The following is an 18,481-nucleotide window of genomic DNA, read 5'->3' as shown; positions in this document are numbered from 1 at the left end:
ATCTAAGCAAGTAAAGCAGACACCATACGATTTTGTAAAAATCGCTCCACGGCTCCGCGCATGGGGCGCGCGCCAAGCGTCTTGTGGAAACCCGCTCGCAAAATCGCCTCCACATCGTCGGGGGTAATTTTCAGGTCGTGCCCCAGCCCGCGCAGCCGCGCCAGTTCGCCCGCGATCATGCTTTCGCATATCTCCCGCTGCACCGCGTAGGGCAGACGCGAGAATACAATCTTTTCCGTCATGCGCCCCACCAACTCGGGGCGCAGTGTTTGATTTACCCGCGCAAGCACCGTGCGCTCGATGCTCGCAAATGGCGCTGACTGCATCCGCATGGCCTCCGACGCGCCGATGTTCGACGTGCACACGATATAAAAACCGGAAAGGTTTTTTCGCTCGCCACTCGCCAGCGTGATGCTCGCGTCATCCAATATCTGCAAAAACAAATCGAGCACCAGCGGATGCGCCTTTTCGATTTCATCAAACAAAAGCGTGCCGCCATTGCCACCGTGCGTTTCCCCGGCTTTTGCGAGCGCGCGACCGAGCATGCCGATGTCGCCGACTTTCTCCCCGATCAATTTTTCCACCGACGCCTGGTTTTGATACTCGGACATGTCGAAGCGCAACGGCTTTGCTCCGCCGAACAAATACCCCGTGAACGCATTCGTAATCTCGGTTTTTCCAGTGCCCGTCGGGCCTACGAACAAAAAAGACCCTTTGGGACGCCCCGGATGCGCAAGACCGAGTTCGCCGCGTCGCAACACGGATTCCACGCACCCTATGACATGTGCCTGCCCCTTGATATGTTCGCGCAGATGCGCGCCGAGATTGCGAAGCTGTTCGCGGCGCTGGTGAAACCAGCCATCGGCGATGGTATTCATGATGGACGGGCCGGTGGTGGATTGATGCGTCGTCATAATGAAAAAAGATTAGCGGAACCAGTCGCACACGCGCCCGTCCGCATTGCGCGGCGGCAGCACCACGCGCCGGAACCCCGCCTCGCAGTGCTGCACGACCGCCTGAAACTTCCGCAGCCGGCGGAACTCGTGCGGCTCGACATAATACTTTTCCTCCTCGGAATACGACATCGTCCGCTTGCCGGCGGAGTAACCGTAGGTGCGCTTCCGGTATTTCTTCTTGCCTAGCGTGTCGGCCGCGATTTTCGCCGATTCCTCGTCGGCGGCCTTGAACATGACGCGGTTCGCCATGTTCGCTATAAACACCTTCGCTTTCTGCTCGTCGCCAATCGGCGGGATGAGCGAGGTGTAGGATTGCGTCGCCGCGACCACCGTGGCCTTCGCCTCGCGCATCACGTCCACGACGTTGTAATCGCTCGTGCCGTCATGGTTCGCCGTCACGATCTTTTGCGCCTCGTCGGCCCACAGGACGAGCAGGTTGTCATTCGCCCGTTCCTTCGCGGACCGGTCGAAGCGCAGCAACACGTGCGAATAAAACACGAGCTTGAGCAGCGTGTGAATGTACCTCCGTTCGGTTTTGAAGCGTTGCGGAATCGAAACGCAGATCACCTTGCACCGGTCGATTTCCGAAAACGAAAACGTCGAGTGGTCCGGACAAAACACTTTCGCGATGTCCGGGTGTGTGAAATGCTTCAACCGGTTGGCGAGCGTGCCGCGCACCCCGCCCAGTTGCTCCTTGGGCTGGCTGGCGATTTGCGTTTCGTGATGCTCCATCAGTTCGCGCGACTGCGGCGTGTTTTTTTCGTCCAGCATGCCGATGATGTCCTGCATCCGCGCATCCGATGAAAGCATTTCGTAGGTGTTGTTGAGCGTGACCGGCAACTCGGCGCACGCCAGCGCCTGAAACGCAAAGTCCATCTGGATTTCCGCCTGCGCCTTGAAAAACGCCTGATCGCCGTCCTGCCCGAGCGAGGCGGCGACATCGCACACGTCCTTCGCCTTCGCCGAAAAGGGCAGGCGCGCATCCTCAAGGCAGTTGAATGCGTGCGGCGGCTCCCAGTCCGCAGGCGCGCCGTCCGGCCGCACTTGCAGCAAAATCAAATCCTGCTCGCGTCCGAGATGTTTGAACATCGTTGAAAGCGTCTCCCAATAAAGCCCCTTGTCGTCGATGCAGATGCCGCCCCAGCGCGGGCAGTTTTTCGAGACCTGCCAGAGCATGGCGTTGATGGCCGAGAGCGTTTTTCCCGAACCCGTCTCCCCCGTGACCAGCCAGCCCCGGCAGAAGTCGTTCAGCGACCACGAAAACCCGCCCAGTGCCAGAATCGGTTTCGCGCGCGAGTGCTTGCGGGCAGCCATCACGCCACACGCCGCCTGCCAGAGCGCGAATGCCGCAAACACCGCCGTCATCGCCAGCGCCTCGCCCGGCGACATGCCGGTCCGCTGCGCGGCAAACGCGCAGCCGAGACTCACAACCGCGAGAAGAAAATGAAACAACATGGTCATGAATACCGCGCGCAGCCTTGCACGCGGTCTCGCCCATCATGCCCGAAGACACCGTCCCCAGCTTGGACATCCCGACCATTTTCAGGGACGAAACGACCAATGGCGCTTGTTTTATCACCCCGTTGATTCGCTCAAAGCTCCCGGCAGCGGCGGAGGCAAGTTGCGCTGGACTGTATGTCCCTGCTTTTGCTGCATCCTCTGCAAAAATTTTTCAAACGGGCGCACTGCCTTGCCCCATGGCCGGCTCCCGTCATCCTGCCCCATGCTTGAGGGGAAAATAGAGGGGGATGCCGCCCAACGCGTTGGGTCGGAAACGCAAATCACGGCGGATTTGTTCGCCGCCTTTCTGAAGTGCCCGGTCAAGTGCTGGCTGCGGTCTCAGACCACGACGGTCGAGGACAATCCTTACGCCCGTTGGTTTCAGGAAAGGGCAGCAGCTTACCGGGCCGGGGGAGCGGGCCGGCTGGCATCCGGGGCGGAGACGGAAGTGGTGGCGCAGACCGTGGATGACCGCACCGGACACAGGTTCGAATCGCGCCTCGATGCCGTGGAGCACATCCCTTCCGCAGGCCGGGGCAGCCCGGCGCAGGCCGTGCCCGTCCGGTTTCATTTCCTCAACAAGCCGGGCAGGGACGAAAGCCTGCTGCTGGGGTTCGATGCTCTTGCCCTGACCGGAAAGGGCAGGTGCACGTCCACGCACGGCAAACTGGTGTATGGTGACGATTATGCGGTGAAAAAGGTCAGGATCGCCGAACTGGCCGGCGAAGTGCGCAGGCGCATCGGACAAATGGCGGTTTTGCTGTCCGGCACCGCTTCGCCCGAGTTGGTCCTGAATCGACACTGCGCCGAGTGTGGATTCCAAAGGCATTGCCGGCAAAAGGCGGTGGAGCAGGACAGCCTCAGCTTGCTGGCCGGCATGGGCGAGCGGGAACGCCAGCGACTGCGCGGCAAGGGCATCTTCACCGTCACCCAGCTTTCCCACACTTTTCAGCCCCGCCGCAAACCCCGGTGGTTGCAGGGCAGGGCGGAAAAATATCATCACGCGCTCAAGGCCCTGGCCATCCGGGAGCGGAAGATTCATCTGGTGGGCCGGCCGGAATTGAAGATAGAGGGCACGCCGGTCTATCTGGATGTCGAGGGGCTGCCGGACCGCGATTGTTACTATCTCATCGGTTTGCGCATCGGCAGCGGGGCGGCGGCGCGACAGCACAGCCTGTGGGCGGACACCGACCGGGCCGAAGAAAAAATCTGGCGGGAGTTTCTGGCCGTTTTGAATACCGTCGAGCGCCCGGTGCTGATCCATTACGGGAGCTACGAGACCAGTTTTTTGAAACGGATGCGGGCGCGTCACGGAGAACCGGAGCCGGGCTCGCCGGCGGCCGGCGCCATGGAGTCGGCGCTGAACCTGGTTTCCGTGATCTTTGCCCGGATTTATTTCCCGACCTTTTCCAACGGCCTCAAGGAGATCGCCCAGTATCTCGGCTTCAGCTGGTCGGTGCCGGAGGCTTCGGGGGTGCAGTCCGTGGTGTGGCGGGAAACGTGGTCCCGCGCCCCGGCTTCGTCCGAGCGCGAGCGGCGCAATCTGATCGCCTACAATGCGGACGATTGCGCCGCGCTGGAAGTAGTGACGCAGCGGATACTTGACCTGGCGGCGACGCTGCCTCCCGACGTGGTCGATGCGGCGGGCCTGAAGCGGGAGAATCCCTATGGGTTCAAGCGCAACCGGTTTTTCTTCCCCGAACTGGCGACCATCAACCAGGCCGCTTACTGGGACTACCAAAGGGAAAAGGTCTATGTGAAATCCGACCGCCGGTTGCGGCGCGCCCTGATAAAAGTCCCCGCCGGTTCCATAAGAGACGTGCCGGTGAACCGGCGTGTCCAATGCGCGGCGCCGACGCAGTGCCCGCATTGCGGGCTTTCCAGCCTGCGCAAATATGACCGGGCAAGCAGGACGGTTTACGACCTGAAATTCACCCGCGGCGGCTTGCGGCGCTGGGTGGTGCATTATCATTATCACCGCCATGAGTGCCGGCATTGCCGGCGGGTGTTTCGCCCGCCGGCTGCGGGCCTGCCGGACGGCAAGTTCGGCCCGGCGTTGATGGCCTATGCGGTTTACCAGAACATCGAGCTGCGCCTGTCGCAGGAAATGATCGACCGCAGCCTCGACGAACTGTTCGGCCTGCCGCTGGCGCAGGGGAGCGCGAGCCGTTTCAAGATCAAGGCCGCGCAGGTCTATGCCGCGACCTACGAATTGCTCCTGCGGCGCTTGCGGCACGGCGGCCTGCTGCATGTCGATGAAACCAAGGTCAGCGTGGCGGGCTGCCAGGGCTGCGTCTGGGTTTTTGCCAGTCTGGATACGGTGGCCTATGTTTATACCCAAAATCGCGAAAGCGAATGGCTGCGGGATTTTCTTAAAAATTTTCAGGGCGTGCTGGTGACGGACTTTTATTCCGGCTACGACGCCCTTGAGTGTCCCAAGCAGCGCTGCCTCATCCATTTTTTGCGCGACCTGAACGACGATTTATACAAGCACCCCTACGATGAGGAACTGAAGCGCGTGGGCCGGGATTTTGCGGACTTGGTCAGACCGATGATCGTGACGGTCGAGCGTCGTGGACTGAAGGTGCGTTTTCTCAAAAAACACCGTCGGGCGGTTGATCGTTTTTACCGGCGGCTGGACCTCGCGCCGCCGGGCTCCGCGGTTTTAAAAAAATACCGGGAACGCTTCGCGCGGGAGCGGGGGGAGTTGTTCACCTTCCTGCACCATGACGGCGTGCCTTGGAACAACAACAACGCGGAACACGCGATCAAAGCCTTTGCCCTGCTGCGGCAGGTCATCAACGGCGTGACCTCGGAAAAGGGCCTGCGGGAATACCTGGTTTTACTGAGCGTGTGCGAGACCTGCAAATATCAGGGCGTGAAGTTTCTGGATTTCCTGCGTTCCGGCGAACAGGACATCCATCGCTTTGCCACACCACGCTGAAGCTCCTTCAGGGCAAATTATATTACACGACAGTCACGAAAAACCTGTCTTCACTGCATCAACTCGTGTCCAACGGTGAGCGCACCCCAAGGCCCGGCCTGCGCATCACGTGCGTATAAATCTGCGTCGTTTCCACCTTCGCGTGGCCCAGCAACTCCTGCACCGTCCGGATATCCGCGCCGCCCTCCAGCAAATGCGTCGCAAACGAGTGCCGCAGCACATGCGGCGATACCCGTTTGTTCAAATCCGCCGCGTCCGCCGCCTTCTTCAACGCCAGTTGGAACGCGCTATCCGTCACATGATGCCGCCGCCTCACACCGCTCACCGGGTCGCGGCTCAACCCGCGCGACGGAAACAGCCACTGCCACTCCCAGCGCTCGCCCGCCCCCGCATACTTGCGCCCCAGCCCCTCCGGCAGCCATACCCCCGGCGCCCCTTCGGCCCGATCCTCCCGCCACAGCCGCTTCAGCCTCTTCAAATGATCCTCCAGCCGTTCCCTCAACACCGCCGGCAGCACCGTCACCCGGTCCTTGTCGCCCTTGCCCCCGTTCACGATCAACGCCCCGCGCTCCAAATCCACATGCTGCACCCGCAGGCGCAACAGCTCCATCAACCGCACTCCCGTCCCATACATCAATTCCGCCATTAACGACCACGTCCCCTCCAACTGCCCGAACAGACGCGCGCACTCCTTCCTCGACAGCACCACCGGCGCCCGCCTTTTCGCCGCCGCCCGCTGAAAGCCTATCTTTCCCAGCACCCGCCCCAGTCCCTTTTCCAGAAAGAACACCAGCGCATTCAACGCCTGCTTCTGCGAAACCGGACTCAGCCGCGACTCCACTGCCAGCCTCGATAAAAATTCCGCCACATCCTCCCCGCGCGCCTCCCGTGGCGGCCTCCCCTTCAAAAACACCACGAACCGCGCCGCCCACTCCCGGTAAGTCGTCTCCGTGCGCCACGCCAGATGCGCCCCCCTTGCGGCCACGATCAGATCCCTCTCCCAGTCCGCGCGCCCCAGGTCCGCCGCGCCCGGCGGAGGCTCCATCTGGGCGGCCGGAACCTCCCGCCGGTGAAAAGCGGGGACGGGTGTTCCCGTCTCACGACTGGGCCGATTGCGCGGCCTGTCCGCGTCGCCCAAGTCATTGCCGCCAGTCCGGGGTGCCACCCCGACCGCCCTCCTGAAAAACCACCGCAACGCCTCCCTCTCAGTCTCCGCAATGCGCGTCTCCGCCAAATATGCTCGCACCACGCGAACCGACGCCCCGCAACGCCGTGCCTTGCAAAAATGTAAAAACGACAGCACCGCCCGCTCGTAAAAAACCATCGTTTCGGGCGGAAACGCCTCTTCCCGTAAAACAGCCTTCCAATGTGGAAACGAAACCGCGCGCGCCTCATCGCGGAAGAAACCGCCCGCTGCCGGATTGGTGGGATTGTTCATGAAAAAGCTTCCGGAAAAATGATTTTGACGAGATTGATCGCCGCACCCCAAAAAGCCAAATTCAAAAACCAAATTTCAAAGGCCCCGGTATTGACAATCAAAATGATAAGGCAAACATCCCTGCCATGTTTCCCCTTCTACAACCCACGGCCAGTTTGGCCTAATAACACTGTTCGGCAAAAATGAAGAAGCCGTTTAATTTTTCGGCACGTCCACCCGCTGAGCAGCAAATGCTCACCGAAGATTCTTGGTGCGACACCTGCGAAGAAGCGGATCTTGGCATGTGCGAGCCTAATGAATTCGAAGAAGACGGAAGGATCGTTATCGAAGGCCTGTGTAGAAAATGCGGAAGTGTGGTTCGAAACTACATCACTGAGATTGGGACTGCACAGCCGAGGAGCCGGTATGAATAAGAAGCCGAACCATGCGCCAGAGCCAACGCGACTGACGTCGCGTTGTTCGATGCTTTTACACGCAGCCGAGGCGTCATTTTTTGTTCGCAGTCGCGCGGCTCACCGTTAGCGTTCGGCAAGACAGGATAAAACGAATGAACTTACGCATCTACAGGGTCTTCGCTGTGATATTTTCGATCACGTGCGTGGCATTCCCAGCGAACGGAGCTGAGTTGCCGGATTTTCTGGCACCCGTCGCTGCTGGAATTGAGCGATGTATCGCCCAAAACGACAACAAGTCTTCACGGAAGTATGTTCGCTATGATCGTTTGAGATCAAACTGGGAGATCAGGTGGTGGTCACTCCTCGGGAGGAAGGATATCCCGAGTGAAGAATATATCCGACAGCATCCTGATCTCTGGAATGCAGCGACCGTTGTTAAGCTGTCTCTTGAAGGTTATTGTGACGATATTGCCGGAATTCGACGTCTCTTGCACGGAGGTATGGGAAAGGACGATCTCAAGGAGCGGAGTGAGTTTGGAGAGATTCGATCGCTTCAGTCGGCGCCCACAAGGGTGTCGATCACCACAATTGGCGACGACGGGAAGCCTGTGGTTGCGGTATTCGAACTGATTGAGAGCCAGTGGATGCTAACTGACGTAATCCTGGAGATCAGATGAGAAGCAGCCGAACCAAGCGCTACAGACAACCTCGGTTATGGTTTCCGTTTTCGACAGAGTTTCCGTTTTCAATCGTCACTGGCTCGGTGTCTGAGCTTCATCGTTGGCCAGAAGATGACTAGTGATACGACAGTTTCGATAGAGAACGCCGAGATTATCTACGAGAAGCCGCCGTCTGGTGCCTTCGAAGAGGTTCTATTCGGCTCCGATCGCGGAAATACGCTTTGGGTGCGTTTTAGTGATCGCGATGGCGCTGCGGAATGGATCGGGAAGTTTGGATGCGGTGTTTCGACGTCGATGCGCGTTACGAAGGCCGTTGAGCCGGATCGTTTCATGGTAGTCGCTGGCGGGGCAGCTTACCTCGTTGATGCGACGCGTCGTCAGCTTCTGAACCAGCATATCGATGCCTTTGTCCAGGATATCGCTTACGATTCGAAGAGAAATCACTTCATTGCCGCAGATGTTCGGCTTCGAATCATCGAAGGGGGGCACGAGGTTTGGGCGAGCAAGCGGGTGTCTATCGATGATATTCACGGCTTGCGCGTCGATGGGCGCGTATTGTCCGGGACTGCTGTTGTCGGCTACGAGGGCGAAGAGGAACCGTTTTCCTTCGATTTAGATTCCCGTGAGTTTCTCACCGGCCCTGATTTTTCGAGCTGGGATGTTCCTGCCCCGTCCGCCAAGCCGAAACCGTGGTGGAGATTCTGGAAATGACGAAAGAGGGCCAACCAACCGCCACAGCCAACGCCGGTAAACCGGCGTGGCTGAGCTTAAACGTTGATCTAGCTGCGAATATACAAGCCCAAAAAAGCAAAGCCAGTCCCCAGTTTTTCGCCTGGGATTTGTGTTTATATAAACTGCCGCCGCCGGAGGCACAGGACAGGGACCGGTCGATTATGGGATAAACGCGTGCGTGGGTTGGGTGCGTGATCCTGGTTTTCACCGTGATCGTGCTGATCTTCGCGGGTTGGTTACCGACAGTGCATTGGTGCGTCTTGCCCGCATGCTCTAGGCTCGTGCGTGGCGGGCGGATCGCTCCGTGCCCGCTGCCCCTAACGTCAACATGCATGGGCCGGCCGCCCGGTCCCTGACTGGTGCCGCCAAACGGCGGTTCTCAAAGAACATCCCTGCCGCCCGCGCCCGCCCTCAGGCCGCCCTGGTCATCGCCGGCCAGTCCGCCGTCTGCAACATCGCCCAGGCAAAGCCGGCCATCTCCCGGGCCAGCGCGACGGTCACCTTTGGCTTCATCACCCCGCGCCGGCTCAGGTGCCAGGCGCGTTTGTGCAGCCTGACCTGGATCTTCCACGACAGTTCCCGCCGTGCCGCCGGCTGCCCTTCCTGCCGTTTGGACAGCTGCGCGGATACTTTGGGCGGCAGCCAGGCGTGCTGCACCGTCTCGATCAATATCCATCGGGCGTGCGCGTTGCCCGCCTTGGTGATCGAGCCGAGCCTGCGGCTCTCTCCGGTGCTCTCCTCCTTGGGCACCAGCCCGAGGAACGCCATCAGTTCGCGTGGATGCGCGAACCTCCTCACGTCTCCCAACTCCGCCACCAGCACCGCCGCGGCCACCAGTTGGAAGCCCCGGATCGTCATGAGCGCCTCCACCGCCGGATACAGCCGCCACAACGGCGCCTGCAAGCCCAGCAACTGCTCGAGCCGCGACACCCGCTCCTCGCACTGGGTGACCGCCAGCAGATACTCCTCCAGCACCGCCTTCAATGAGGGCGCCGGCAGCTCCAGCTCCCGCAGGTAGCGGCGGTGCGCCTCGCTCCAGTTGGCCTTGCCCGAGTAACGGTAGCCGTGTCGCAACAGGAACGACTTGAGCCGCTGTCGCGCGCGCGTCAGGTCCCGCACCGCATCCGCCCGGGCTCGCGTGAGATCCCGGATGGCCTCATCCACCGCCTCCGGCACGTGCACCGCGGTCAGCTCCCGGCCCGGTGCAACCGGGCCAGCATCTGTGCGTCGCGCCGGTCGGTCTTGCGGCGGTTGCCCTTGTCCACCGGCGTCCTCGACGGCGCCACCACCACGCAGTCGATGCCCAACTGCCGCAGCCGCCGGTAGAGCACGTAGCCAGTCGGCCCCGCCTCGTAGGCCACGTGCAGCTCCCCGCCGTCGGCTCCGACCTTCCTCAACGCACGCTCCACCGCGTGCAGGTCGCTGCTGACCTGTCCGTAGAGGCGAACCTCGCCCTCGCGGCCGCCGTCGGCCACCGCGATCATGATCGTATCCTTGTGGACATCCAGGCCCACATAGTGTTGTGTTTTTTTCATGCGCTTGTCCTCGTTTCCAGGTTGTTATGGTTTGTCCTTCAGCCTTGTGGCCCGGCCCGCTCCTCACGGGCAACCCACGCCTAGGGGACAAGCGCCTTCTTTCACTGCCTGCGCTCATCCGCAGCTATAATGTCTCGGCAAAAAATGATGCGATTAGTCGTTCTTACTTTTATAGCACTTTCGGCGTCATGCGCACGATTCCCGGCGAAGGAATCAATTCGTCGAATATCCGAGCGTGTTGTGCCGGAAAGCTTGCACCTTGAGGCAGCATACAACTCCTACGTTCAGAGGGCGATTCTTGATGATGGCACGGAGGCAGGCGTGATTCACATGCGGGACGGCTCATCATCGCGGTATTGGTTTCGGTCGCATCATCGCACAGGTGACATGGGTGGCACATGGTTCGCGATGAGCGACGGCACCAGAAGCTATATGGCTGGCTGGTTTTGCTGCGAAGTCCAGTTGCCCGATGATCAATTAGCGTCGCTCGATGCTCTAAAGAAGTTCGTGCGAGAGCATCACGGTATCGCCCCATAAAAAATACGCCGAACCATGCGCCAGAGCCAACGCGACTGACGTCGCGTTGTTCGGTGCTTTTACACGCAACCGGGGCGTCATTTTTTGTTCGCAGTCGCGCGGCTCACCTTTAGCGTTAGGCAGAAAAAACAAGCCAGCACCCTTTCGGCACATGAACCCAAACCATAACCATCAACATGGAGCACCGTAATCACACAAAGATGCTTCTCGCCGTGATCAATACGTTGCTACTTATCGTAATAACGCTATCGTATTTATATTTTGACCCGCACTTCGATAAGTCGAAGGCGAACTATTGGCACGATTACATCCTGCCTATCGCCTGCAGCGTGCAGGCGACTCTGATTGCTATTCTTATCGCCTACTTGTTCCTTGATGGCGTCAGGAGAAGCGACGCAGCAGAGGCCCAAGCTAAATTGAAGCAAGACATCGAAACATCCCTCAAGGACCAGATGTCAAAGATTGAAGAACGATTTGAGAAAAAGGCCCAAGATGCATGTATTACCCTGATGGCCAGCTTCCTCACCAAGACCAATAATCAAACGGACACAGACTCTATAAAAGAGCCTGAAGTCCAGAAAAGCACAAAAAGACAAAAATAACATTTTTACTTATGAACTCAGAAATCATCACCAGCCCCAAGGAAAAGCTCAGTCAGGCAGACTACGAGGCACTTCTAGAGCGAGTGACCAAGGTCCTTCAAAAGAAAACAGCGGCGAAGGATTACCCGGCGCAGATTCAAAGGCTCAAGGAGTTGAATCAATCCTTTTGGACGAAGAGCGAATTTAAGCGAGGCGATATTGTCTCATGGAAGGATGGGCTAAAGAACCGAAACAGCCCCGAATATGATGAGCCTGTAATTGTTGTCGATGTTTTGGCGGAACCGGTTTTTGACCTTAAAGATGATTCAGGATCAGGATATTTCAGGGAACCTTTAGATTTGATATTAGCACTCCCGCGCGGCGATGTGGAGTTCACATTATTCTACTACGACAGCCGAAGGTTCAAGCTAGTTGAAAGATAAATGAGCCTAACAAAGCGATGGAGCCAATGCCCATGCCCGTCACAGATCATGCTTTCGCATGCTCTGCGCCGGCCATAGTCATGGCCCTATTGGACGTTAGGCAGAAAAATATATGAAACTAAAAATCGCCGTCCGAATTCTGGGCCACAAGGCTCCGGATCTCGACACTTCGGCCTTACTCGCTTGGCGTTCTGAACTCTGGGAGATCTACGAAAAGAAGATCGATACATTCCCACTGAACGGCGATTGCGACCTAGAGCATTGGGGTTACTCGGATGAAGGACTTAGCGAACGAGCTGTAGCTGCAAGCGGAGCCGATTTTACGATCTACATCCTTAATGTCCCACTCGAGGCCAATTATTATTTTCGCAGGATATCCAGAAATGTAGGGTGCGTTTCCCTTTTTGAGGTGACAGAGGTCTTACGCTCGCACAATATTCCGGTCGAGAATCTCGTGCTTAGGATGCTGTATAACAGCACCATGATCCGCCTGCGAAAAGGATTCCTCCCGCCGATTAGCGAGTTGGCTACTCTGGCGCATCACGAGACTAAGGGGTGCATATTCGACATGACCGGAATCAAGACGGACATTGTCTTCTCGAGTGATAGGCCAATTTTATGTGAAAGTTGTCGCGTCGGGGCCGGCGAGGATCGCGTAAGCAAAGAAACCATCGAGACTTTTTCGAAGGAAATAAAAAGAATTAAGAAGAGATTGTATTATAGGATTACCGATTGGGTCAAGAGGCAGCCGATCTTGGCTCTTGCGGCTTCTGCTTTTTTCGCACTGGTATTGGGTATCTTAGGCTCATTGATTGCATCGGCCATATATGACGGAATAAAGAAAAATGAGCCTAACAAGGCAGTAGAGCCAATGCCTACAGCTGTCACGGATGCTGCTGCGCAGCCTCCGCGCCAGCAGTAGGCATGGCTCACTTTTGACGTGAGCCGTGGATTTCAATTGGATGCACAACCTCGCAGTTATGATTCAGTTAAGTGCTAACAGGAAAACCATTGATCGGCTTTAAAAGGAATGCAAGTGCAGACTTTCGTCATACGTTTGTCATGCATATCCGTGCTCTTCAGGAAGGTTCACTCCTACTCTAGATATGCAAGTAAATCGACGTCCTTTTGATTTTGCACTCTTTTGCTCCGAAATGGCGAGTCGTATGCCCTGCCAGCATGCGAACGCGCAGCCACGAACGAAGGGGGTCAAACCAAACGGCTCTATCTATTACAGGTTACAGTGCCCAGACTGTGGAGCACCTTTACAGCCGACCCAATTAAAACACGATACGGTAAGAGCGTATCAAGCAAATGGAAATCATGTTGAAAACTGGGATCGCACTGCTGAGTCGGCTTATTACGACGCGCGTGCCTTTCATTCAGGAGAAATCAAGGCAAGGCATGCTTGGGATCACGGTGGCTGGTGGAGACGCTACACTGACTATTTGGAATCTAGCAAATGGAGAGCTCTTCGCGAGCGGATCCTAACGCGGGACGGCCATAAGTGCCAACGTTGCCTCAATCCCGCCCAACATGTGCATCATTTAACCTATGCCCGCACAGGTAGTGAGCTGGAGTCGGATTTGGAATCTCTCTGCATTCTCTGTCATCACGCGGAGCATCAGAGACAATTCTGATGCTATCCCCATGCGCATTCTTATAGCTACTTGCGTTAGCAGCCTGTTGCTGATAAAATTCGGTAGCGCGTAAGCTCCTCAAGCAACAGCCTATCTCCACATGCCCTTTAAGATCGAAAACGACCATAACGTCTACATTCTTGGCGCCGGCTTCTCTGCTCGCGCCAACATGCCGCTGGTATCCAATTTTCTTACGAGGATGAGGGATAGCTATCCTTGGTTGATTTCCGAGCGCCGCAAGCGTGAAGCCGAGGCAGTCCAAGCAGTCTTGGAGTTTAGGCGGTCTGCATCGTCGGCTGCCTACTGGGTTAACTTAGACTTAGAAAACATAGAAGAACTTTTCAGTTTAGCATCCAGTAAATCAAGAAGCCTTAGTAATTCTATCCGTATAGCTATTGCCGCGACGCTTGATTATTCCCGCATTACGAAGACGCAAGAGCATACGCTCATCAGCTACGAAGGATGCTCTTGGGCCAAATCCGAAAAATGGCTAAAGGCCTACCCTGCCCAAGGGAATAACCACTACCGCATAAATGAGTACTCGTATCATATAGCTCAATTATTAGGTATGTGTGCCGACGGAAAAGTCAAAGGACGAAACACCTTCATATCCTTTAATTACGATACGATTCTGGAGGAGTCATTAAGTGATCTAGGACTGGACTACGACTATCACCTAGGCATTTCGAAAATCACCAGTGTAGAGCAATCCAAAATCAGCGTCCTCAAGCTGCACGGTTCGGTTAATTGGGCGAGAGGTGAAATGTCTGCGGAGAAAAATAAAAGGAGAAGGCCCCGAGCATTTCATTCATACTCGGATGTGCGAGATGCCAATCGAGTTCCCGAGCTGATCGCGCCCACGTGGAGAAAGATTTTTGGCAGTCATTTGTCCGCCATATGGGACGAATCAATACAGGCCCTTCAAGACGCAACTCGCGTAGTCGTCATTGGGTTCTCTATCCCACCTACGGATACACATTTCAAATATTTATTGGCTGCCGGCTTTCAAGAAAATCTTTCACTCCGGAAAATCACATTTTTCGATCCGCAATCGGAGGACTTGAAGAGGCGCGCTCAGTCGCTTTTCCAAGGACATTCCTTGGCGCAGAATAAAGTGATTTTCGAGAAGATAACTTTGGAAGATTTGACCAAAGACAACAACCACCTCAGCTCAATTGGCAGGCCACAGTGGATAAAAGGCATGAAGAACTCCATGCAGTGGCATGGACTTCAATAGCACGCCTGATATAGGTTCATCCGACCTAGAGGCTTGAACACCTAGATTACAGTAGCTTTAATTCTATTTTTTAATCGAACCCGTAACTCCTCTGGGGTCGAATAGACGATATGGTTATACTGCCGGGTGTCGAAATGCACGTGAGCCAAGTGGTCAGAATGCACCGTCCAAATAACGGGAAGTGACAGGCCGTAGGCAAATCCAGCTTCGAAATAGACCCCGCCGCGGTTGCCGGTGAAATCGGCGATGACATAACGACTACGACGTATTTCGGCAATGATCTCATCGCATATTTTATTATTATGCTCCTGCATATCTATCCGGACACATTTTGTGCCATCATGCTCAATGGCAGGGCGGATTCCCTGTTCGAAAAAATCTGCCATCTCTTCGGAAAACCACATGGCAACGAATGCCTGATTCCGAGCAGATCCCGCAGCGGAACGCATCTTCGTTAGTTTGTCCCAACCTTTTGCCTGAATAGAAAATCTACGCGTAGAATAGGATGTGGAGGGGTCGGCATCGACATATTTCAGAAAGCCCAAGTCACATAGTTGATCTAAAACATAACCGGCAGACGCACTATCGTGCGAATATACCCTCCAACAGTCTTGCGGAGAAACTCTAACAAGTTCCGATGGATGAGTGATCTGGAATGAAAGATTCATCAGGCTTTCCTCCAAAAGCTCCACCGGGGTGTCTGGCCAAAGCTGAACCAATTCGTCCACTGAATAATACGACCATGCCGCCATATCGGCTGGAGTTGTTTCCGGGCGTCTTGATAAAATCAAGACCGGTTGAGTGAGCCCGCGAATACGCAGTTGCGCAAGCACACATGCCACTCGACGTTTTTTCCAAGCATCGCCATCCAAAGCACTTTGCGCAAATGAGCCGATACCATATATCCCACAAATCGGATCTTCATAATATGAAATATTCCGAGCGATGTCCCGTTTGCCATCCACAACAATTCCGGTGAGATACGACTCTAGTTTTTTCATGATTAAGGCTTTAAGCTATCCTCTGATGACAGCCAATAAGAAAGCGGCGGGAGCCGAAACCCCCGCCGCCGACTTGCCCACGAGGGTGTCAGGCCCGGATACCCTGACCTTGTGACGCCTTGAGCGTTTCCTTCACGGCTTCGGTGCGAGCCATCGTAATGAAGGCGCGCTGACGCCTCTCGGCAGGGACGCTTTTAATGCGTTCCTCGATCTTGGCTTTCAGGTCTGGATGCTCCTCCACCCAAGCGGCAATAGCCTCATTGCGCTGGTTGGAGTATTCACTCCGCTGCACCTTCGCGAGTATCGCCTTGCGGACGAGTTCCTCCTTGGTGAGGCCCATGTAATACTCGTGAATCTTCGGGTTGGTCCGGATGAATTCGTCGATCTTGGCATCGACTTCCGGATTGCGACGAAGCGTGGGCTTTTCCTTCGCCTGTTTTGCGGCGATCTGTTGTTTTAACGGCATAATGCCTCCTTGTTTTCCCCAGCCATCAATTTGACGAGGCGGCTGGTCGCCAATGGCATTTGACCTCGTTTGGACGGAAATCGTCCAAAGGTTTTACTCTGCGAGTGAGTCTTCATCGAAGTAATCATCCTCATTGGGCGTGATGGGATCGTCCCGCGTCAGCTCCAGGATCGCCCTTTCAAATCCCGACCGGATATGGGACGGACGCGGTGCCATCAGGCAAAAGAGCATCAGCGCCACCACACCGGGGCTGTCGCCGTAACGACGACGAATGTCCTGGTCGGCTATCACGTAGTTTTCCTGCAACCGGGCGACCAGCTCTTCAAACATGGCGACCGTCTTTTCATCTTTGAGGATGGCGGTGGTTGGCGGAGTCATGGTCGGGCCTCCTCTGTCTTGGAGTTATCGACTGCCCTCCGTCGCAGATCGGTAAGTTCCTTGCTCAGTTTCGTAAGCTCGGCGGCCAGCGCCTCGTTTTGCTCGATAAGAGCGGCCATGAGCTGGTTTTGCTCGGCGACTTTTTGCTCCAACTCCGCAGGGAGCGGGTTGGGTTGAGTCGCCCCGTCCGACACCGCGAGCACCGGGCCGAGCGGAACCACCGTCGGCGCATTGGGCGCCAGGTTCCAGTTTGCTCCCGACTCCTTGCGATACACGACATGCGACTCGTGCATCACGTTCGGGTCTCCCGGATCGACGTAGCGGCCGATGGGATACGCCTTGAGCGTTTCGCCCGTGCGGATCTTTTCGACGTTGTGCTGGTCCAGATCGGTCCCGGCCACCGGGACCGGCGGCGGAGCTTCCGCCACGGACGGCTTTTTCTTCGAGGTGGCGCAGCCCGCGCCGAGCAGCAGCGCGGCGACGCACCCGGCTATAAGGTCAGTTCTTCGCATGTTCGTTCCTCCAGATTTCTTCGTTGCGGACGTTGCCCCTCGCTCCCTTCGCCTGATCGACGGTTTCGGTCACGTAGAGGTAAAATTGTTTTCCGGCCGGCACGCGGACATAGAAGCCGTCCCGCGCGATCACTTCCTGGATTTGCCGGGCGTAGAGATTGAGCACATCCGCCGTGCCTTGGAGCGCCGCGTTTTTGCCGGACGCGACCGGCACCGGCACGTCGCCGTAGGCCGTGTTTTGATTCCGCATTTCCTGCAAGCCGCTCGCCATGCCTGCGAGGAAGGTGGACGCAAACAGTTTTACCTCCTGCCAGTTGTCCGACCGGATGAGTTGCCCGACCAGGCCGGCCGAGCCGTCCCGCAGCCCAAACTCCCCCGTCACGTCATCGCGCTGACGGTCCAAGGCGATGCCGCTCAAAACCAACTCCGTGCCGTTGAGCGGACTGCCATCGCGCCAGACCACGACCCATTTTCCGGCCACCGCGATACGCTCGCGCGAGCGGTCGAGCGACGCGCGCCCGTGAACCTCCGCGCCGGCCGGAATGATAAGCCGGCCCTGATGCCAGACATCCTCCGTCACCAGGCCGATGACCGGCGTTTCCAGCCGGGAAGATTCGAGGGTGACGACGGTTTCGCAGGGAATCAGCCGACCATAGGGCGCGTAAGTTTTGGACAGCTCCGATGCCTCCGCGCCGCCGGAGGCGGTGAACAGGCTGATCGGCAGCACTTGCTTGCCGCCCAACTGCCCGCCCGTCCGCTCCCGTGCCGCGCGCGGGCGCGATTCAGCCTCCGGCGGCGCCTCCTCACGTTTCGGCGGTGTGAACAGCGCCGGCACCTTAAGCGGGGCTCCGTCGCGCAGGATGGATTGCCGACCGACCTCGGGTGACGTTTCCTCGATGCGGGACATCTGTTCGGCCCGCGCCCGGTCCCGCGCGTAGGAGCGAAATACCATCACGCCGCCGATGGCTATCACTCCGGCGAAGAAGACCAGATTGCCCGAGGGAGATTTGAGGAAGGTCCAGAGGGTCGTCTTCATAGAGGCTACTCCGGGAGGATCAGTTTCACGTCCCGCTCCACGCGGGGAACGATGATGCTGAAACGGTTTTTAATACTGATGTTGGCCCGCCCACCGTTGGGCGTGCCGGTGATCGCAAAGTAGCCGGTCGCCGACGCCTGCGGCGGGATGATGCCGGACGCATCGGTGATGGACGCATGATAGACATTCTGGCCGACGCGGGCGGCCAGCCGTTGCGGTTGATAAACGACCTCCGACTCGCCGGCATTTTCCAAGCGGAGCTTGAAAACAAGGGTGTCCTCCGGGTCGAAGCGGAAAACCTCTTCGACCGTAATGCGAAAGTCTCTGTAGAGCGTCACGTCACCCGGCGCGGCGTGTTCGATTTGCTGCACCGCCTCCGGGTATTGGTCGGCGACCAGACGAAAACTTTTCGCGCGGTCGAGCAGGCCCAGCAACACCTCCGGCGTCAAGGTCGCGCACAAGGGCCGTGT

16 protein-coding genes and 1 pseudogene are annotated in these 18,481 nt (G+C 57.2%); 7 read left to right on the top strand and 10 right to left on the bottom strand.

Translation table 11 applies throughout. The features are described from left to right. Positions 1 to 2 precede the first annotated feature (2 nt). A complete protein-coding gene (locus OH491_RS16730) occupies positions 3 to 878 on the bottom strand; it encodes an AAA family ATPase (RefSeq protein ID WP_334319311.1) in 876 nt (291 codons plus the stop codon). Positions 879 to 926: 48 nt separating this feature from the next. Continuing rightward, positions 927 to 2,417 carry a type IV secretory system conjugative DNA transfer family protein gene (locus OH491_RS16725; protein ID WP_068770448.1) on the bottom strand — a complete coding sequence of 497 codons (1,491 nt, stop codon included), beginning with the start codon at positions 2,415 to 2,417 and terminating at the stop codon, positions 927 to 929. 331 nt (positions 2,418 to 2,748) lie between these two features. Here OH491_RS16725 and tnpC point away from each other — a divergent pair, with 331 nt between their 5' ends. Beyond that, entirely contained in the window at positions 2,749 to 5,400 is a 2,652-nt protein-coding gene (gene tnpC / locus OH491_RS16720; protein ID WP_342750611.1) for an IS66 family transposase, read from the top strand. Between the two features lie 58 nt (positions 5,401 to 5,458). Here the strand turns inward: tnpC and OH491_RS16715 are convergent, their stop codons facing one another. Beyond that, positions 5,459 to 6,838, bottom strand: a complete 1,380-nt coding sequence (locus tag OH491_RS16715) for an integron integrase (protein ID WP_334319313.1) — start codon at positions 6,836 to 6,838, stop codon at positions 5,459 to 5,461. 547 nt (positions 6,839 to 7,385) lie between these two features. Between OH491_RS16715 and OH491_RS16710 the strand changes: the two genes are divergently transcribed. Together OH491_RS16710 and OH491_RS16705 are read left to right on the top strand one after the other, a co-directional pair. Further along, positions 7,386 to 7,910 (top strand): hypothetical protein, encoded by a 525-nt coding sequence (locus OH491_RS16710; protein WP_145928797.1) that lies wholly within the window; start codon positions 7,386 to 7,388, stop codon positions 7,908 to 7,910. Positions 7,911 to 8,024: 114 nt separating this feature from the next. After that, positions 8,025 to 8,624 carry a hypothetical protein gene (locus tag OH491_RS16705; protein ID WP_068770451.1) on the top strand — a complete coding sequence of 200 codons (600 nt, stop codon included), beginning with the start codon at positions 8,025 to 8,027 and terminating at the stop codon, positions 8,622 to 8,624. 432 nt (positions 8,625 to 9,056) lie between these two features. On the opposite strand, the pseudogene OH491_RS16700 reads toward OH491_RS16705, so the two are convergent. Then, positions 9,057 to 10,180 (bottom strand): annotated as a pseudogene (locus OH491_RS16700) (IS110 family transposase). A 713-nt stretch (positions 10,181 to 10,893) separates the two neighbouring features. Here OH491_RS16700 and OH491_RS16690 point away from each other — a divergent pair. From OH491_RS16690 to OH491_RS16675, 4 genes are all read left to right on the top strand, one after another. Beyond that, the gene (locus OH491_RS16690) at positions 10,894 to 11,319 is read left to right on the top strand and encodes a hypothetical protein (protein ID WP_068770454.1); all 426 of its coding nucleotides are present in this window, start codon (positions 10,894 to 10,896) and stop codon (positions 11,317 to 11,319) included. Between the two features lie 11 nt (positions 11,320 to 11,330). Then, positions 11,331 to 11,741: a hypothetical protein gene (locus tag OH491_RS16685; RefSeq protein WP_342750608.1), complete on the top strand. Its 411-nt coding sequence runs from the start codon at positions 11,331 to 11,333 to the stop codon at positions 11,739 to 11,741. Positions 11,742 to 11,853: 112 nt separating this feature from the next. Next, on the top strand, positions 11,854 to 12,663 hold the full coding sequence (locus OH491_RS16680) for a hypothetical protein (protein WP_342750607.1): 810 nt from the start codon (positions 11,854 to 11,856) through the stop codon (positions 12,661 to 12,663). Between the two features lie 818 nt (positions 12,664 to 13,481). Further along, positions 13,482 to 14,618: a hypothetical protein gene (locus tag OH491_RS16675; RefSeq protein ID WP_342750606.1), complete on the top strand. Its 1,137-nt coding sequence runs from the start codon at positions 13,482 to 13,484 to the stop codon at positions 14,616 to 14,618. 41 nt (positions 14,619 to 14,659) lie between these two features. Here OH491_RS16675 and OH491_RS16670 read toward each other — a convergent pair whose 3' ends face one another. From OH491_RS16670 to OH491_RS16645, 6 genes are all read right to left on the bottom strand, one after another. Beyond that, positions 14,660 to 15,619 carry a hypothetical protein gene (locus tag OH491_RS16670; RefSeq protein WP_342750605.1) on the bottom strand — a complete coding sequence of 320 codons (960 nt, stop codon included), beginning with the start codon at positions 15,617 to 15,619 and terminating at the stop codon, positions 14,660 to 14,662. A gap of 88 nt (positions 15,620 to 15,707) precedes the next feature. After that, on the bottom strand, positions 15,708 to 16,085 hold the full coding sequence (locus OH491_RS16665) for a hypothetical protein (RefSeq protein ID WP_068770455.1): 378 nt from the start codon (positions 16,083 to 16,085) through the stop codon (positions 15,708 to 15,710). Between the two features lie 93 nt (positions 16,086 to 16,178). Next, the gene (locus tag OH491_RS16660) at positions 16,179 to 16,463 is read right to left on the bottom strand and encodes a hypothetical protein (RefSeq protein ID WP_068770456.1); all 285 of its coding nucleotides are present in this window, start codon (positions 16,461 to 16,463) and stop codon (positions 16,179 to 16,181) included. After that, a complete protein-coding gene (locus OH491_RS16655) occupies positions 16,460 to 16,975 on the bottom strand; it encodes a hypothetical protein (protein ID WP_068770457.1) in 516 nt (171 codons plus the stop codon). The genes OH491_RS16660 and OH491_RS16655 overlap by 4 nt, the downstream gene beginning before the upstream one ends. Next, the gene (locus OH491_RS16650) at positions 16,962 to 18,011 is read right to left on the bottom strand and encodes a TrbI/VirB10 family protein (RefSeq protein WP_068770458.1); all 1,050 of its coding nucleotides are present in this window, start codon (positions 18,009 to 18,011) and stop codon (positions 16,962 to 16,964) included. Before OH491_RS16650 ends, OH491_RS16655 begins: the two co-directional genes overlap by 14 nt. A 5-nt stretch (positions 18,012 to 18,016) precedes the next feature. Next, positions 18,017 to 18,472, bottom strand: coding sequence for a hypothetical protein (locus tag OH491_RS16645; protein ID WP_068770459.1), 456 nt, complete (start codon positions 18,470 to 18,472; stop codon positions 18,017 to 18,019). Between the last annotated feature and the right edge of the window lie 9 nt (positions 18,473 to 18,481).

Origin of the sequence: Termitidicoccus mucosus (assembly GCF_038725785.1) — a bacterium.
GTDB lineage: Bacteria > Verrucomicrobiota > Verrucomicrobiia > Opitutales > Opitutaceae > Termitidicoccus > Termitidicoccus mucosus.
The sequence above is the reverse complement of the archived record's forward strand: the minus strand, read 5'-3'. Positions and strand labels throughout refer to the sequence as shown.

What these genes read in the sequence shown, in the direction of transcription:
- OH491_RS16655 (WP_068770457.1), bottom strand. Translation starts at nt 16,975, where the DNA reads ATGCGAAGAACTGACCTTATAGCCGGGTGCGTCGCCGCGCTGCTGCTC.
- OH491_RS16710 (WP_145928797.1), top strand. Translation starts at nt 7,386, where the DNA reads ATGAACTTACGCATCTACAGGGTCTTCGCTGTGATATTTTCGATCACG.
- OH491_RS16725 (WP_068770448.1), bottom strand. Translation starts at nt 2,417, where the DNA reads ATGACCATGTTGTTTCATTTTCTTCTCGCGGTTGTGAGTCTCGGCTGC.
- OH491_RS16680 (WP_342750607.1), top strand. Translation starts at nt 11,854, where the DNA reads ATGAAACTAAAAATCGCCGTCCGAATTCTGGGCCACAAGGCTCCGGAT.
- OH491_RS16705 (WP_068770451.1), top strand. Translation starts at nt 8,025, where the DNA reads ATGACTAGTGATACGACAGTTTCGATAGAGAACGCCGAGATTATCTAC.
- OH491_RS16670 (WP_342750605.1), bottom strand. Translation starts at nt 15,619, where the DNA reads ATGAAAAAACTAGAGTCGTATCTCACCGGAATTGTTGTGGATGGCAAA.
- OH491_RS16650 (WP_068770458.1), bottom strand. Translation starts at nt 18,011, where the DNA reads ATGAAGACGACCCTCTGGACCTTCCTCAAATCTCCCTCGGGCAATCTG.
- OH491_RS16660 (WP_068770456.1), bottom strand. Translation starts at nt 16,463, where the DNA reads ATGACTCCGCCAACCACCGCCATCCTCAAAGATGAAAAGACGGTCGCC.
- OH491_RS16730 (WP_334319311.1), bottom strand. Translation starts at nt 878, where the DNA reads ATGAATACCATCGCCGATGGCTGGTTTCACCAGCGCCGCGAACAGCTT.
- OH491_RS16685 (WP_342750608.1), top strand. Translation starts at nt 11,331, where the DNA reads ATGAACTCAGAAATCATCACCAGCCCCAAGGAAAAGCTCAGTCAGGCA.
- OH491_RS16715 (WP_334319313.1), bottom strand. Translation starts at nt 6,838, where the DNA reads ATGAACAATCCCACCAATCCGGCAGCGGGCGGTTTCTTCCGCGATGAG.
- OH491_RS16690 (WP_068770454.1), top strand. Translation starts at nt 10,894, where the DNA reads ATGGAGCACCGTAATCACACAAAGATGCTTCTCGCCGTGATCAATACG.
- OH491_RS16675 (WP_342750606.1), top strand. Translation starts at nt 13,482, where the DNA reads ATGCCCTTTAAGATCGAAAACGACCATAACGTCTACATTCTTGGCGCC.
- OH491_RS16665 (WP_068770455.1), bottom strand. Translation starts at nt 16,085, where the DNA reads ATGCCGTTAAAACAACAGATCGCCGCAAAACAGGCGAAGGAAAAGCCC.